The following is a 15,811-nucleotide window of genomic DNA, read 5'->3' on the forward strand; positions in this document are numbered from 1 at the left end:
GATTCAGTTTTTTAGAAAGAGGAGACATCGTTATCCAAATCATTCCAGATATTAGTAACCAACTGATAATGCATGAAATAATCATGACTTTTAGAATTAAATCAACTGGCTGAGATGAAATGCTGATCAATAACCACGTGTTAATACAAACAATAATAAACAACAGCAAGCCGAGTCTTATTATCATTTTAAAAATTACTTTATTATTTTTCATTATCGCTCCCCTAATTCCATCAAAAATTCCAAATACAACCATTGTGGAACTTAATTATTCACTACATCTCGGATAGACTTTTATTAATTAACCAATTCTTTCGCTTTAACCCCAGCGCTTCCAGCATCCGGCGCATACCCGTCAGCTCCGATTTCCGCAGCATAATCCGGTGTTACCGGTGCACCCCCAACAATCACTTTCATTTCTGGTAACGCCGCTTTGATGGTTTGGACGGCCTCTTTTAACGCGGGCATGGTTGTGGTCAATAGTCCTGAACACGCCACCAACACAACATTTTTGTTCTCATTAACAGCATCAACAAAACGCTGAGCCGGGACATCCACCCCAAGATCAACGAGATCAAATCCGGCACTTTCAATCATCATCGATACCAAATTTTTCCCGATATCATGTAAATCCCCCGCTACAGTTCCAATGATACATGTACCTAATGACGATGAGGTATCACCAGACATGACTGGTTTTAGAATTTCAACGCCTTTTGCCATGGATTTCGCAGCAATTAGCATTTCTGGTACAAAGATTTCACCAGCTGAAAATTTATCGCCCACTACACCCATGGAATCGATCATGGCATTGAGAATTTCCTGAGCGGGACAACCTGCATCCAGAGCTTCCTGCACGATAGCCTGAATTTTTTTTGCTTTACCGGTTTCGACTAATGTTTTTACTTCCTGAATTTTTAACATAACTTTTCTCCTTAAAATTAATTGATGTAGGTAATTGATGGCATTTGGGCTGATTATGTAATCATTATTTTACGAACTTCCCTTCACGAAACGCGCTAATGTATTCTATACAGTATTCATCCTCACCCATCATAGCTTCAGTAGCAAAGAGCATACCCATCATATCCTTGTTTAAGGGATCCAGAATAAAACTATCCATTCCTGCGCTCATCGCTAAAACGGCAAAGGCTTGGTTAGCGATCCGTCGGGCTGGCAGATTGAACGAGATGTTACTAATGGCACCGGTAACGTGAATGATCGGATATTGTTTTTTTATTTCGCGGATCACTTCGACGACCGTTGCAATGCCATCTTCAGAGATACAGAGCATTTCAATCAGGGGATCAATATGTATTTGAGATGGATCAATTTTATATTCTTTACATTTTCCCATTAAATCGGTGAACACATCCAACCGATCCTTTGCTGTTTTGGGGATGCCCTTGTCACTGTTTAATAGGGCGACGCATTCCCAATTAGTGTCAGCAATCTCTTTAAAGGCAAGGTCAATCTTGTCCCCTTCCAAGGATACGGAGTTAAATAAACCCGCTTTTTTGCAATACTTCATGGACTCAATGCAAGTATAGATATTAGGACTATCCACAGCAATAGGTACATCGGTGGCGTCTTGAACGATGTCAATGAGCCATTTCATGGTTTCCAGTTCGATGGTATCATCTACGGATGCACAGACATCAATAAAATCTGCGCCCGCTTCAGTTTGCTTGATTGCCAGTTTTCGAATAAATTCTTTATCTTTTTCCGCTATGGCTTTCCCTGTTGATGGAATTGCTCCATTTATTTTTTCTCCAATAATAATCATGTCTTCTCCAAATACTATTTATTTTTAATAAGCCATTTAAAAAGGTCCATTAATCAAATTTGTGATGTTTAACTCATTGATTTGTCAATAGGCCTTTTTATAGCAATTTATTTTTTTAATTATTTCTTCTGAAATCTGGGAATGCTGTTCAGGTCATAATCCTGATTAGATGTCAGATCCAAATATGGATAACGACCGACAATCGCCCGGATATTTTTCTTAGGATCATTTTTATTGCCCCAGACAACCGTGATTTCAGTGCCGATTTGGGCATATTCGGGTTCAATAACACAGAGTGAAATCACTTCCTGATAATGAGCGGTATAGATTGGCTGCATGGAAGCCCCAATCATTTTGCCATCCTGATCAAGGACGCGGTCCTGAGCATTACCAAAGCCATTGCCATTCTGATCAAAAGGCAGTGGGAATTGCTTGTATTTCTTCTCGCCCTTTCTAAAGTTGGACGCATACAAATCAATGATATCTTCGCTGTTCCAGACCAGAGTCACCACTTGGCGATGAGGTCGAGCGGCGATTTTTTCCAGTGCTTCTCTACCGTTGAAATCGTGATCAAACTTCACCATGTGGCCCCAACCCAATTCAATGGGATTACGGTAATAATCATGCATATCATCTGACAGACTACCTAAAGTTGGCAACAACAACGGATCAAACAAAAAGCCGATTTCTTTTTGATACACGCCAAAACCAGGCTCTTCATCAAATGGATATGGAAAATGCTGACCGATTTGCGGAAAGCCATTTTCGGTATGATTACATTGGTATGACAGCCATCCCAGTTTTTCAATACCATATGCAGTGCCCACTTCAACGATTTTATTATAGACATCATGACTGTCATCCAAAATGCCATGAACTTCATAAGAAATGGTTCCGCCCATTCCCATCCGGATGATCCGAACTGGGTGACCAGCAATGGTTGCCGTCATAAATCGCATGAATTTCAAATCATGAAAATCTTCTTCGGCAGCATTTTCCAGTATTTCCAGACTTTTAGGACCGGCTATTTGGTAAATAAAATCGATAAAACCTCTTTCTTCAATCCGCTCAACGTCATATTTTCCACTATTGGCAATGAAGTTGATAAACGGATGAAATGCATAGGTACCAAACTCATCTTCTGCCAAACGGATAACCATCCCATGCTCAATGATATTCCCATTTTTGGTAACCATAATTCCATGTCGGCCGGTGCCAACTTTCATAGTGGAAAAATTATTGACAAAGTTCTCATTCATGAGTTTTTCTGCATCTTTTCCTTTGACTGTATGCATGGCCATCAGCCCGGAAAGGTTGCCGCTGATATAACAGCTGTTTTTCCAGGCATTTGTTTCTGGCACCCACCCGTTAAAGGTGGTGGCAACGGCAACGCCTCCGAAATTTTTATAATCACTAACAAATGGCGAAAATGGTACGGTGGGATTAAGTGGCAATGCTGTTATTTCTTTCATAATAAACCTCTCTATATTTTAATTTTTAAATTTTTGATTTAACGGCGAATGTATTAATAAAATCATCCGCTGTTAAACTAGACAAAATTACATCAACAGATTTGCGACGAATGCGAATAACTGTTCTTCCAGTTGCTGTAGTTTCTGGAGCTCGGTACCCGATGCTTTTGGGTTTTCAAGTTGACGCTGTTCAAAACTCTGGTAATATTTGCTGTCAATACTTCTGCATGACTGGGCCTGATAATCCTCTTTTTTGAACACAGTTCCGACCTGCTCGCCAGGGTTTGAATAAACTCCATAATCCCGGACTGTTTCGGTGACGGCGCAGAGATTTTCCATATTGAAATCATCCAGTACCAGGGGTACCTTATCCAAAGCGAAAATATATTTACCGCCTGGTGCCAGAATATCAATATATTCTTTGGCCAGATCGATACATTCCTGTTTGGACTTATTCTTTAAATAAGAAATGGGATATAGACCCGAAATGATATGCTTGTTCCCCAGCTTTTCTTTAATGATCTTGGGATCTCCATACTCAAAGGTTAATTGCGTATTACTTGGCAAATCCTGCAGATAATCCAGATATCGCATCCAGTTGTCTTCACAGAATACAGATGTGCGAATGCCTGCAGAAGCATGATCTTCACAAAGTTTCAAAAATGAAGGCCACCAGTATTTGGCAAAATCCTTTTCGCGCATAAAGGTTGGCATATGAAGAGGATACATAACACTGCTATAATCATCAACGATTAGCGGCGTACCCATTTTTTTAACGATGGGATAAACAGCCTCACAGGCGTCCTGGAGTTTCTCCGGGCATCGCCGGATGTCCATGCTGATTCCTGTAAAACCGCGAAGCTGATCGGCAATAAAATCGAAGGGCGCTTCAGCACCTCCACCGTTTAACCCCATCTGACGATAACCATATTTAGCTACCAGTTTCATCATAATGCCGGCACCAGCCATCAGGGAATCATTCTTTCCCAGCAGACCTTTTGCAAAGCTTAACATGGTATTAAAAGGTTCCTGCGAATTAACGGCTTTATAGTGTCTGGGAATCACCTTCTCGATCAGACAGTCATAGGGTTTTTCAATCAGATAATCATACTCATCTGCTTCCATTCCCATAACTTCCGGATGCTGCATAAACCCATTGGACCCCATCACAAATGATTGCGCTTTAAGCGGTGTATATAACGCCGGGGAACGCATATAGGGCATAAAGGGAATCGAATCGCTGAACACGGTTTGACATATTTTATCGCCAGCGTCTTCCAGCATACCGGGATTCCATTGGGCCTCGGCAAGATCAATGCCGGCATACTGAGCAGTTGGCTCAATACCTAAAAAGATGTTAACCGGAACCCGTTTGGGTATAATACTATCGTTCACATCATCAAAAAGTTTCGTTCTTTCGGCCTGAATTTTTTTGATATCGACCATGATTATTTCTCCTTCTTATCTTAAATTTCAAACAACTTCGTTGGATTGTTTCGGAAAGGGGTTAAAGAATATAATCAGCACCCCAATCACGCCGTAGACAATCGCACCAATCATAATGGGGCTGTATACAGCATCACCAGTGATGTTGCCAATAACCAACAGCCAGGCTGTAGATAAAAAAGATCCCACATTCATCAGCGCCATCATAATCGCAGTTGCAAACGCCACTGACTCCGGTGGTGTGACCATCCCAATAGCCATCATGGCTGCTGGCATAGCCGAACAATAGCCAATCCCAGCGATAAACATACTCACACATAAAATCGTAATATTTGGTGAGAAAAATACGCCTACCATACCAATGGCAGTGACAATCAGTGAAAAAGTCATGCAATACCGTTTGAATATTTTATACACGGGACCAAAAGCAATCCCTCCAAGCATACATCCTATCGAATAAACCACAGCAACCGTTGCTGCGATGGTAGCTTTATCACTCATGGTAGCGCTGATTACCGAGGAGTTCAAAAGCAACGGCATAATCAGGATTCCCATAACTGCAAACAAAAGCGATACTGCCCAGGCTTTAGCGGGAATATGTTTCTTGGTTTTTTGAGTTTGTTCATCGACCTGAAGCGGTTGCTCTGGCAAGAAGAAGAGGATCAAAACCAGAGGAATAATTGCTAATGCGTGGGTTAAAAACACATAGTTCCATTGTAAATCGGCCAGAAATCCGCCGACGAACTGCATTACCATAGCACCGCCAAAAGCGATAAAGGTTCCAATTCCCAAAATATTGGCTCGTTTATCTTCGACATATAAGGATGTTACCAGCGGGTTTCCCAACACGGAAAGCCCACCAATTGCCAGACCAAATAATGCCCGTGAAACAAGTAGTAATGGAAAGCCATTGATAAAAGTTGGGGCACAGCCGGTTACAATAAACAGAATAATTAAAATGATGGCCATTTTTTTGATGCCAATTTTTTTTCCAACCAGCATCCCAACAATAATTGACGCCGGAATCCCCAGAAGTGATGGTAGCGTACTGACAAAGGTAATCGTTGCCGGTGGAACATCGGAATAGACTTGCATCAGTATGGCAATTGCCGGGGTGATTGCACCAAGGCACATTGTTATCGAAAAAACAGCCATTACTGCCAGAGTTGTCGTTAATTTCATTTTAGATTCGTTCAATTTTTTTCACCTAATAATTCCTCACCACATTTTTTTATTTCGTCCATTACAATTGGCAGCCACCAGGTATCCATAGGCCAGAAGAATGACATGTATCTTCCCCCGACTGCTTCTTCTGTTATTTCTTCACGAATCAGCTTTCTCAGCTTTTCTTCGGTTAAATCTTTAATCGTGTCATAACTTTGATAGCGAGGCGAAACCATGTAGGCCAGCTTGTCACCGGTTAGTTTTTTAACCTTGGCAATGGGATTAATCCCCATACATTGAACACAATCCACTCCAATATCCACCAGCTCCGGGATAATGGAATCAATCTTTCCACAGCAGTGCAGTTCGAAAATGATACCATTTTTATGACAAGCATCCACCGCTTTTTTTATCTGTGGTTTTAACAAACGTCGCCACAAATCCGGTGAAAAGAATAAGTCTTTCTGAGTGCCCCAGTCATCGTGGAAATTAATGACTTCCACCTTATAATGCTTGACCAATACTTCAATGGACTTTATCTTTACTTCCATAATTTTGTCAAACAGCGCTTCCACTTCTTCGGGCTCGGAAATCATGGCGCATAATGCATTCTCAAACCCCATTAAGGTATGGAGCCGTTCAAAAGGACCCTCCAACAGCATTAAGTAATTCAGTTTATCCGGGTCAAAGTTATCCACGCCATCGGCTTTAGCATTTGCTGCCCAATCAATGGCATCCAAATCTGGGAATTTGACGATCTCTCGCCAATCTTCAATTTCCTCAAATAGCGGCGGCTTGGAAACATCTAAAACGCAGGCCTGGGTTCCCGGGTCAAGAACCCAGTCACATCCGTACCAGTCTTTACCATTTTCATTGTTCGGCGAACGCTCGTCCATACCGGTAATGCTAAAGACCGGATTAATGTCCAGCATAAAGTCGGGAAAACGTTCCATCGGTTTGTTTTGGTAAAAATTAAGAAAATTTTCACGGGGTGTTAGTTTCATCATTACGCTCCTTTTTTTTATTATTTTACGATTATTCTATCTTTAACTGTGATCCTTTACAATCCGCATTATGTTGGTGATTTCTCTTTGAAACACGATGATTTGTAGTGTCATAATTCTGATCAATTTTTATTTATTCTAGTTAAAATGATGTCGTTGCATTCGTTTACAGTGATGTTATCGAATTGTTTTAAACTGTTTTAGTCTAAAATAGTCCAACTATTCTAAATGAACTATCACTCTCAGTTGACTCTTTTCATGATTTGTACTACAATTTGTCATAGATCAATATGTCAGTTCTAAAAAAGGGGTGAAATCGCAAAATGAATCTTATTACTGAAATAGTTTATAATAAATTATCTCATCATTATTCGATTAAAAAGTCGTGGCCTTTTAAAAACGCCATCCTAAAAAGCCCGCTGCTATATGCAGGAGGCTTTTTGAAAGAACATTATCTCTATGTGATGACGGCATCGGATATTAACAAACAAAAAAAACTGCCTGCAAATCTGGCAATTATTTGCCTTGGGGATCTGGAACTGGATGAAACAATGATTGATTTAATGTGTGTCCCTGAAAACACTGATTTAAGGACACTTTTTAATGATGTTCAGAATATTTTTACGGAATATGATGAATGGGATGACTTGCTGAATGACCTTTCCTATGACTATGATGGCATAAAAAATATTTTAATTGCCAGTCGCAGCGTTTTAAATGGAACCCTTGTGATTGCTGATGTCTTTTTTAATATCGTCGCATATACCAAGGATTTTCTTCGCAACGATGAATATATCGATGCGTCAGAACCCCATCGAGCGCCGCCAAACATTATCAAAATTTTGCTTGAAGATTCTGAATTGACGCAACTCGAAGCCCTAACTGAGGTCTTTATTTATCACGATTATAATCATGGCACATCACTTTGTTTCAATATTTTTAAAAATCAGCAATACTATGCCAGACTGATGCTATTGAAAGAAAACTTTGACTACCAGCAGGAACATTTTTTTCTGCTTGAGCATATCGGAAAAAAGCTGAACCGCATTTTTGCTCAAGTGTCGACTTTTTCACTTCCAGTCCCTATTTATAATAATCTCCGTTTAGTGATTAACGATCTTCTTGGCGAACAGCATTTCGATTTGTCGGTGATTAAACAATCCCTGGAAAAAGTTGACTGGTTAATTGACCAGGATTATCAGTTCATTTATATCAAGCCCTACTTCCAAAATCAGCACTTTCCCAACGCCGCCTATCTTTGCAGTCAACTGGAACAAATGTGGCCAAATTCTTGTGCTAACGAAATGGATGGAAATATAGTTGTTGTCATCAATGTGACTCTAGGAACAACGCCAAACACACTCTTTAGAGATCTCGCCGTCTTCCTACGCGATGGTCTATTCAAAGCTGGTATCAGCCGCTGTTTTAATGGTATTCTCAACCTTAAATCTGGCTATCACCAGGCCGTTTCAGCTCTGGAAATCGGAAACATTAAAAATGAAATGTTCTGGTATTATCAATTTGATGATTATATTCTTGATTTTATCATTACCAATTCAGTGAATTTGATCAGCTCAGAATCACTTTGCCATCATGGTTTATTGACCCTGATCCGATTTGATGAAGAAAAGCATACCGATTATTACAATACTTTAAAGACCTTTATGACAGAAAAATACAATTCCACCCATGCCGCAGAAAAACTCTATATACACCGAACAACCCTAATTGACCGTATTGTTAAAATTCAGGAAATCGGAAAAATTAACTTGGATGACTGGAATCAACGAATTCAGCTAATGCTTTCGTTTGAGATATTAGAACATAATAAACCAAAATGATCACCATCAATCATTTATTAAATTTGATTTATAAAAAAATGAACGACCTGGAATTTGATGTATCGTCCAAAGGAGAACTCTATTTATGATGATTAATCCGTCGGAGTTCAGTCAAACCAAATTGTATCAGCTTGTCTTTTTTCGTGAATTATAAAATGATTGTCTATCGATCACTCCTGCTAATCAATTTTTATGCTTAAGATATTTAGTAAATTAACTACTTCTGGAAATGAAAATCTAGCACATATATAAGTTTTTAATTCTTCCTATTCATAAGCAACCAATACCCATTCAGAATAAAAGAACCGATAAAGCCTTCATTCAGTACTATCATCTGATGGTAATCTTTCTACATTCAGCAGCTCCAGAAAATCATGGATAAACAGATCATTTTTTCGTTCAAGATCAGAACCGAATTGAAAGAATTATTATCTCCCATTCACATCCAGATCATTGGTTTGGGAATGAATTCTTTCAGCAAAACACAAATTTATAGTCAGTCCATGCTTGGAAAATATCCCGAATTTAAAGCCCCAGTTTTAGTTCAACTGTGTTCAGACTATATGTTTAATTAGATTTATCAAACCATCCGATAATCTTTTTACAAAAAAGCAAAGCACTGATGAGTCTGGTCAGTGCTTTACTTTTACCCTGTATGTGCAATTGAAATATTATATCAGTTACTCTTTGTCATTTTTTAACTGATTGTCGGATTTCTTCATGGTAAAAGTAGTTGATGATGATTGGTTTGCCTGTCAGATTTTCTTGAAAGGGTTTATCTGACTCAATATATATATCGGCTTTGAATCTAATCGAGTCCCCTTTTTTTAGCCGTTAGATTGGATCCACGCCGGGTGCACCGCCAAATAAAAAAACAGGGTTCGAGACCCTGTTTTTTATCATTCTTTCTGATTCATCTTTTCTTTAATGATTTTTAAAACTTGAACCATCCCTATATCCGCATTAGCAATAACCTCAGCAATTTCTTCCCGGGTAATATCGTCCAGATGGAATCCGGCTACCACGGTGCAGACACAATGAAATGTTTGCGACACTTTTTTTGCCACCGGAATCGCCAGGGCATCGTCTTTATGGGACTGGGGGGTGTAGCTGCTCAACCGGCCATCATCGCCAATGGCGGTACAGCCGATATGGGCGTCCCCGCCGGTTAAGAGAATCAGCCAATCATTGCCGACGGGCGTAAGCTCATAAGTCAGCGCCGTTTTTCCGGTGCCCTGAATCAGTTTGATGCGCTCACTCATGGCCGTCCTCATGACCCCAGCGGATAAACAGATTGTGGGGAATCTTTAGCATATCGAAGACTTTGCCGACACTCTGGTTGATTATTTCATCAATGGATTGGGGTTTGTGGTAAAAGCCCGGCATCGGCGGCAGAATAATGCCACCGGCCTCGGTTACGGCGGTCATATTGCGCAGATGAATCAGGGTCAGCGGTGTTTCCCGGACCATCAAAATTAGCGGTTTGCGTTCCTTCAAGGCCACATCGCCGATCCGGACGATCAGGTTATCGCTGAAGCCGTTGGCAATCCCGGCCAGGGTTTTCATGCTGCAGGGTGCAATCACGGTAGCGTCGATGCCATAGGAACCACTGGATACGGCCGCCGCCATATCCCGGCTGTCGTAGACACAGTCGGCCAGTGACAACACGTAATCCTCGGTATAACTGGTTTCCAGGCCAATGGTTTTGCTGCCCCATTCGCTGAGGATCAGCGAAACATGGTGTTCAGTCGCCTTTAAGGCTTCGAGCAGCCGGATGCCATAAACGACACCGGATGCCCCGGTAATTCCCACTGCAATTTTCATCAAGATTTTCTCCGTTTTTCTGTTTTTTCAAAATCGATGCCGGTTTCATTGATGATGACCCCGTAAACTGCTTCGGCGGTTTCTTTGGAAATAATCTCATCCAACACGTCATCATAAACTTTTTGCGGGGCCCGTTTCATGGGTTCGCCCCAACCGCCGCCGCTGCTGGTGTTCAGATAAATCCGATCACCTTTCACTGCATGGCGGGGGGCTTCCTTGCTTTCCATGATGATTTCCTCACCGTCATGAAAAAAAACGCTGCGGTTCAGGCTGCCCGGATGACCGCCCCGGAGGCCGTAGGGGGCAAATTTAATGCCGTCGCCAAAATTGACCACATCGCCCTTTTCAGCAGTGATCTCAAAAGCATATTTCATGCCGCAGCCACCCCGATATTCGCCGGCGCCGGCGGTGTCATTATCCATCTCATGATGCAGGGTAATATGGGGGTACTGCACTTCGTTAGACTCAATATTCGGGGCCTTGACCCCGCCAAAATTCGATAAGGTCGCCATATAGGGTTTACCGTCATGGCCGGCCATGGCCCCGCCGCTACCCAGCGAACAGAAGGAAAAGCCGACATAGTAACGGTCATTCCGGGGATCCACCCCATAAAAAGATGGTCCCAGATAACGATGGTAGCCGGCCGATACCCGGCCTGACTGGGCCTGATCCAGGGCTTTAAAAATCGTTCCGATGATTTCGCTGGCCGGGGTCAGGGTACACAGCGTCATTGGCGCCGGGAGCCTGGGATTGACCAGCGAACCCTCGGGCAGATTGACCTCAATGCAGCGAAAAGCACCGCTGTTCCGGGGTATGTCTTTGCCCAGAAACCATAAGGCCGCGATACCAGAAGCGCAGGTAGCCGTCACCACCGAGGTGTTGATAAAGCCTTTGACCTGGGCGTCGGTGCCGGAAAAATCGACCAGCATCCGGTCACCGGTGATGGTCACCGCCACGGCGATTTTGACCGGTTCGGTTTGAAAACCGTCATCATCTATATAATCGACGGCGGTATAGGTGCCGTCCGGCGTGGCAGCAATCCGCTGACGGGTCAGCGTTTCGGTCTGAATCAATGACTCTGTCACCGCTTTCTTAACGGTGGCCACCGAATAGGTGCTTAACATCTCTTTGATCCGTCGAGCCGCCAGCCGGTTGGAACCGATCTGGGCCAGAAAGTCGCTGGTGAGCATCTCCGGATTTCGGGTATTCAGGCGAATCAGTTCCAGCACGTCGGTAATCATTTCGTTGTTTTTCATCAGCCGGGTCGGTGGAATCCGCAGCCCTTCCTGAAAGATCTCCGTCGCCTTGGGGTTATAACTGCCGGCGGTGGAACCGCCGATGTCGCCGTGATGAGCCCGGCTGACACAGAAGAACAACAGCTCGTCCTGATAAAATACCGGGGTAATGATGCCGATATCCGGCAGATGATTGCCGCCGTCATAGGGATCGTTGATGATAAAAACATCACCGTCTTCGATGGCTCCGCCGAATTTCCGCAGCACCGCTTTGACACTGAAAGACCCGGCGGTGGCTAGAATCGGAATGCCACTAAGTTGGGAGACCAGTTCCCCGGCCGCGTCGCAGATACAGCAGGCAAAATCACAGGCTTCGGCAAAAATCGGGGAATGGGCCGAACGCTCCAGGGCGATCCCCATTTCGCTGGTGATGCTGTCGAGCCGGTTCATAATGACGGTCCGGTTAATAATATCGTCAGTTCGCTGATTCATGGGTCGCCTCCTTTCTGAGCGCGAAGATGCCTTCGTCCTCCAAAATACAATAACAGCCGGTGGGAACAATCAGCGTCGTATAAACAAAATCGATCAACGCCGGACCGTTAATCCGTCCCGTTAAATCGCCCTCCCGGTAAACCGGGACAGCTATCTCGCCGTGACTGTTAAAGACTTCCCCGGCAACCATTTTCGTTGTCACACCGGTTATTGCTTGTTCTGTCGGGAATAGCATATTCTCCTGATCGCATTCGGAACAGGCCAGATGCAGATCGATAATTTCCCAATCCTTGGCTTCGGCATATTCATAAATGGCTTCATGGGTGTGGTAGAAGGCTTGCTCCACGTCAACAATACTTTCAGGACTAAATTCGCCCCGGGTCCAAGGTACTGAGATTTCGTGGTGCTGACTGACGTAGCGCATTTCCAGCATCAGATCAAAGCGCTGGTGACTTTTCGCTACCCCCAACCGTTCCAGTTGAGCCGCGCCTTCGGCTTTCATAGCCGCAACCATGGCGTTTAAGCGCCTGGCATCCCATTGTCTTTTTTCCATTAAAATACTCTGGTTGATGTCATAACGGCAGGCGGCTCCCAGCATCCCCCAGGAACAGAAGACTGGCCCTTGCACCGGTATCAGGGCTTCCGGCATTTGCAGGGATTCCATAATCCGGGCCGCAAACAGACCAAAGGCGCCGCCGGCACTGATGAGGCTATAAATCCGCGGGTCGTTTCCTTTTTGGGTCGTCACCAGCCGCAGGGCATCGGCCATCATTTCGGCGGTGATGCTGTAAATAATTCGGGCGGCATCCGTGACTGAAAGATTTAAGGGGTCGGCCACCTTTTCTTTAATCGCTTTAACCGCCTGATCCAGCGACAGCGGCAGCTTGCCGCCGAGGAAATTGTCGCCGTTGATCAGTCCCAGCACCAGCAGGGCGTCGGTAACGGTGGGATTCTCGCCACCCTGGTTATAGCAGGCCGGGCCGGGAATCGAACCGGCGGAATCCGGACCAATCAGCACCCGTCCGCCGGCTTCCACATGGGCAATACTGCCGCCTCCGGCACCAATGGAGCGGATATCGATCATCGGAATGCTCAGCGGATAGCCGTCCAGTTCGGTTTGGGGTACCAATTGATTGACACCGCCACTGACCACATGGAGGTCAAAGCTGGTTCCGCCCATATCTGCCAATACCGTATGGGTACGGCCCAGGGTTTTACCCAGGGATTCATTCCCCACAGCACCGCCAGCCGGCCCGGATAACAGGGTTTGTACCCCAAAGCTTTCCAGGGCCCCCGAATCGCTGAGACCGCCACTGTTTTTCATAATATGGACCGGCTTATCCCAGCCAAAAGCGGCCAGTTCTTTTTTGACCTGCTTCAGATAGTCGGCCAGCACCGGGGTGCAATAGGCGTTGATCACCGTCGTCGTGGTCCGCTCGTATTCCCGGATGCGGGGCGAAACTTCTGAGGACAGCGACACAAACACATCAGGCAGTTCCGCTCTGATAATCTCAGCCGTCCGCTTTTCATGGTCCGGATTGAGAAATGAAAACAGATAACAAACAGCAATGGCTTTTACGTCAGCTTCCCGACACTTCTGACAGGCAGCTCGAACAGCGGCTTCATTAAGGGGTTTGATCACCGCTCCCTGATAGTCCATTCGCTGTTCAATCCCCAGTCGCAGCCGTCGGGGCACCAGCACCATCGGGTTTTCAATGGCCAGATCCCACTGATTAGCCAGTTGCGCCCGGCGAATTTCCAGAGCATCCCGAAATCCCTCCGTGGTGAACAGAGCCGTTTTAACGCCTTTTTTCTCCAGCAGCGCATTCAGGGCCAGGGTCGTTCCCAGGGATATTTTTTCGGTCTCAGCCAATAGTTTTTCCAGATCGGTTCCCCAAACCACCGCCAATTCTTTAAGTCCTGCCAGAATGCCCTGGGCTGGGTGTTCATGATTGGTGGGGTTTTTCAGGGCAATCCGCTGTTCGGCCTGATCTCCAATACAGCCCACCGACGTGTAATCGGTAAAGGTACCACCGGTGTCAATCGCAATTTTTATCATCTTTGACCTTCTTCTATTTGACGTATTTAAATAATCGCTTGATATCTTCAATAACATTTTCGTCGATATCAATTTTGGGTGAATAACCGCTAAGGGGTTTGGTGGCATCAATGCCCATTTTGGCCGTGAGACCATCGTCACCGGTGGAAGGGTCCAGGGTTTCACCCATCATATTTGGGAAGATCATCACGCCCTTGTCGGCCTGAAGCCGGGTAGCCATCGCCCATAGCACTTCCTGTTCGTTGAAAACATCCACGTCCTCGTCCACGACAATCACCATTTTGATATGATGATCCATACCCAAGGCGGTTAAAATAACCTGTTGCGCCTGGCCTTCGGCGGTTTTCTTCATCGACACATAGCAGTGGAAAATACCGCAGGAGGATAAGGGCGAATGAACGGCCTTGATGTTGGGCAGATTCTGTTTTAAAAACTTGGTAATATCCCCTTCCCGCTGGATCGATACGATGGTAATGTGTTCACTGCTCATTGCCGGGGTAATGTCGTGGAAAATCGGTTTTTCCCGATAGCGAATGGCATTGACCTGGAAGACATTTTCGGTGCTGCGGAAGCAGGCGTAATTGGTGTATTCCGCAAAAGGACCTTCCGGTTCCCGGACATTGCAGAGGACTTCCCCTTCCAGCACAATTTCAGCATAGGTGGGTACATTCAGGTCGATGGTAGCACAGGGTGATACTTCCAGGGGTTCCCCGAATAATCCGCCGATAGCACCGTATTTTCCCAGATGATAGGGAACCGAGGCTTGTGAACCCAAGGCAATATTGGGATGGACGCCGATACAGATGGCGGCTTTCATGTTTTCGCCCCGTTCCTCACTCTTTCTAAAAAATTCCCACATCCGCTGGCGGGAATGGAAGGAAATCCCCAGCTTGTTTTTACCTTTTAACTGAAGTCGATGAAAACCCAGCGTTTCAACTCCGGTTTCGGGATCTTTGGCCACCGTCAGGCCTGAGGTAATATAGGGACCGGCATCAATGGGAAAATGGGTGATGATCGGCAGCTTGGTTAAATCGACATCATCGCCAGTAAGCAAATGGGCATTACAGGGGGGATTTTCGACGATTTTGAGATCATCAAAGCGATTTTTAATCCGTTCAGCAAACTCAAACGGCAGATCTTCGGTTTTAACACCCATCGCTCTGGCAAACCGATCTTTGGTGCCGAGAATGTTGGTCACCACTGGAATATCACCGTCGTCTACCTGATCAAACCACATTACCGGATATTTTCGCTGTTTTTCCAGCTCCATCATCAAAGTGCTGATTTCATATTCCCGCTTAACAGGTTCCGTCACATGACAGATTTCCCCATCTTTATCCAATTGTTCTAAAAACACCCGTAAATCTTGACTCATATTCGAATTCTCCTTAATTGTGATTGAATAAACTACTTATAAAACTACAAATTGCTTTGGCACCTGTTTTCTAAAACAGACACCAAAGCACTTGATTTTTCTTTATTTTTTTA

At 44.4% G+C, this 15,811-nt stretch carries 13 protein-coding genes; 2 read left to right on the plus strand and 11 right to left on the minus strand.

Annotated features, from left to right (window positions below):
• Nucleotides 1–297: 297 nt before the first annotated feature.
• The 6 genes from A3KS_RS0105710 to A3KS_RS0105735 all read right to left on the minus strand — a co-directional run bounded on the left by A3KS_RS0105710 (nt 298) and on the right by A3KS_RS0105735 (nt 6,872).
• On the minus strand, nt 298–924 hold the full coding sequence (locus A3KS_RS0105710; RefSeq protein ID WP_026394098.1) for a corrinoid protein: 627 nt from the start codon (nt 922–924) through the stop codon (nt 298–300).
• A 64-nt stretch (nt 925–988) separates the two neighbouring features.
• Nucleotides 989–1,786, minus strand: a complete 798-nt coding sequence (locus A3KS_RS0105715; protein ID WP_026394099.1) for a methyltetrahydrofolate cobalamin methyltransferase — start codon at nt 1,784–1,786, stop codon at nt 989–991.
• 119 nt (nt 1,787–1,905) lie between these two features.
• Nucleotides 1,906–3,258, minus strand: coding sequence for an aminomethyltransferase family protein (locus tag A3KS_RS20235; protein ID WP_035355419.1), 1,353 nt, complete (start codon nt 3,256–3,258; stop codon nt 1,906–1,908).
• Between the two features lie 87 nt (nt 3,259–3,345).
• Nucleotides 3,346–4,704, minus strand: a complete 1,359-nt coding sequence (locus tag A3KS_RS0105725; protein WP_026394100.1) for a uroporphyrinogen decarboxylase family protein — start codon at nt 4,702–4,704, stop codon at nt 3,346–3,348.
• Between the two features lie 27 nt (nt 4,705–4,731).
• The gene (locus tag A3KS_RS0105730) at nt 4,732–5,901 is read right to left on the minus strand and encodes an MFS transporter (RefSeq protein WP_026394101.1); all 1,170 of its coding nucleotides are present in this window, start codon (nt 5,899–5,901) and stop codon (nt 4,732–4,734) included.
• On the minus strand, nt 5,898–6,872 hold the full coding sequence (locus tag A3KS_RS0105735; protein ID WP_026394102.1) for a uroporphyrinogen decarboxylase family protein: 975 nt from the start codon (nt 6,870–6,872) through the stop codon (nt 5,898–5,900). The genes A3KS_RS0105730 and A3KS_RS0105735 overlap by 4 nt, the downstream gene beginning before the upstream one ends.
• Nucleotides 6,873–7,312: 440 nt before the next feature.
• On the opposite strand from A3KS_RS0105735, the gene A3KS_RS0105740 reads away from it, so the two are divergent.
• A complete protein-coding gene (locus tag A3KS_RS0105740; RefSeq protein WP_026394103.1) occupies nt 7,313–8,713 on the plus strand; it encodes a PucR family transcriptional regulator in 1,401 nt (466 codons plus the stop codon).
• Between the two features lie 415 nt (nt 8,714–9,128).
• Nucleotides 9,129–9,209, plus strand: a complete 81-nt coding sequence (locus A3KS_RS24260) for an MBL fold metallo-hydrolase (protein WP_084504910.1) — start codon at nt 9,129–9,131, stop codon at nt 9,207–9,209.
• Between the two features lie 403 nt (nt 9,210–9,612).
• On the opposite strand, the gene lpdD is transcribed toward A3KS_RS24260, so the two are convergent.
• The 5 genes from lpdD to A3KS_RS0105775 are packed head-to-tail and all read right to left on the minus strand — an operon-like array spanning nt 9,613 to nt 15,698.
• On the minus strand, nt 9,613–9,975 hold the full coding sequence (lpdD, locus tag A3KS_RS0105755) for a prenylated flavin chaperone LpdD (RefSeq protein WP_051355686.1): 363 nt from the start codon (nt 9,973–9,975) through the stop codon (nt 9,613–9,615).
• The gene (locus A3KS_RS0105760) at nt 9,968–10,537 is read right to left on the minus strand and encodes a UbiX family flavin prenyltransferase (protein WP_026394106.1); all 570 of its coding nucleotides are present in this window, start codon (nt 10,535–10,537) and stop codon (nt 9,968–9,970) included. The genes lpdD and A3KS_RS0105760 overlap by 8 nt, the downstream gene beginning before the upstream one ends.
• Nucleotides 10,537–12,264: a hydantoinase B/oxoprolinase family protein gene (locus A3KS_RS0105765; RefSeq protein WP_026394107.1), complete on the minus strand. Its 1,728-nt coding sequence runs from the start codon at nt 12,262–12,264 to the stop codon at nt 10,537–10,539. The genes A3KS_RS0105760 and A3KS_RS0105765 overlap by 1 nt, the downstream gene beginning before the upstream one ends.
• Complete coding sequence (locus A3KS_RS20240) at nt 12,248–14,323, minus strand: hydantoinase/oxoprolinase family protein (protein ID WP_084504909.1); 2,076 nt, start codon at nt 14,321–14,323, stop codon at nt 12,248–12,250. Before A3KS_RS20240 ends, A3KS_RS0105765 begins: the two co-directional genes overlap by 17 nt.
• A 13-nt stretch (nt 14,324–14,336) precedes the next feature.
• Nucleotides 14,337–15,698, minus strand: a complete 1,362-nt coding sequence (locus A3KS_RS0105775) for a UbiD family decarboxylase (protein ID WP_026394108.1) — start codon at nt 15,696–15,698, stop codon at nt 14,337–14,339.
• Between the last annotated feature and the right edge of the window lie 113 nt (nt 15,699–15,811).

This window comes from Acetobacterium malicum subsp. dehalogenans DSM 11527, from assembly GCF_000472665.1.
Classification (GTDB): Bacteria; Bacillota; Clostridia; order Eubacteriales; family Eubacteriaceae; genus Acetobacterium; species Acetobacterium malicum.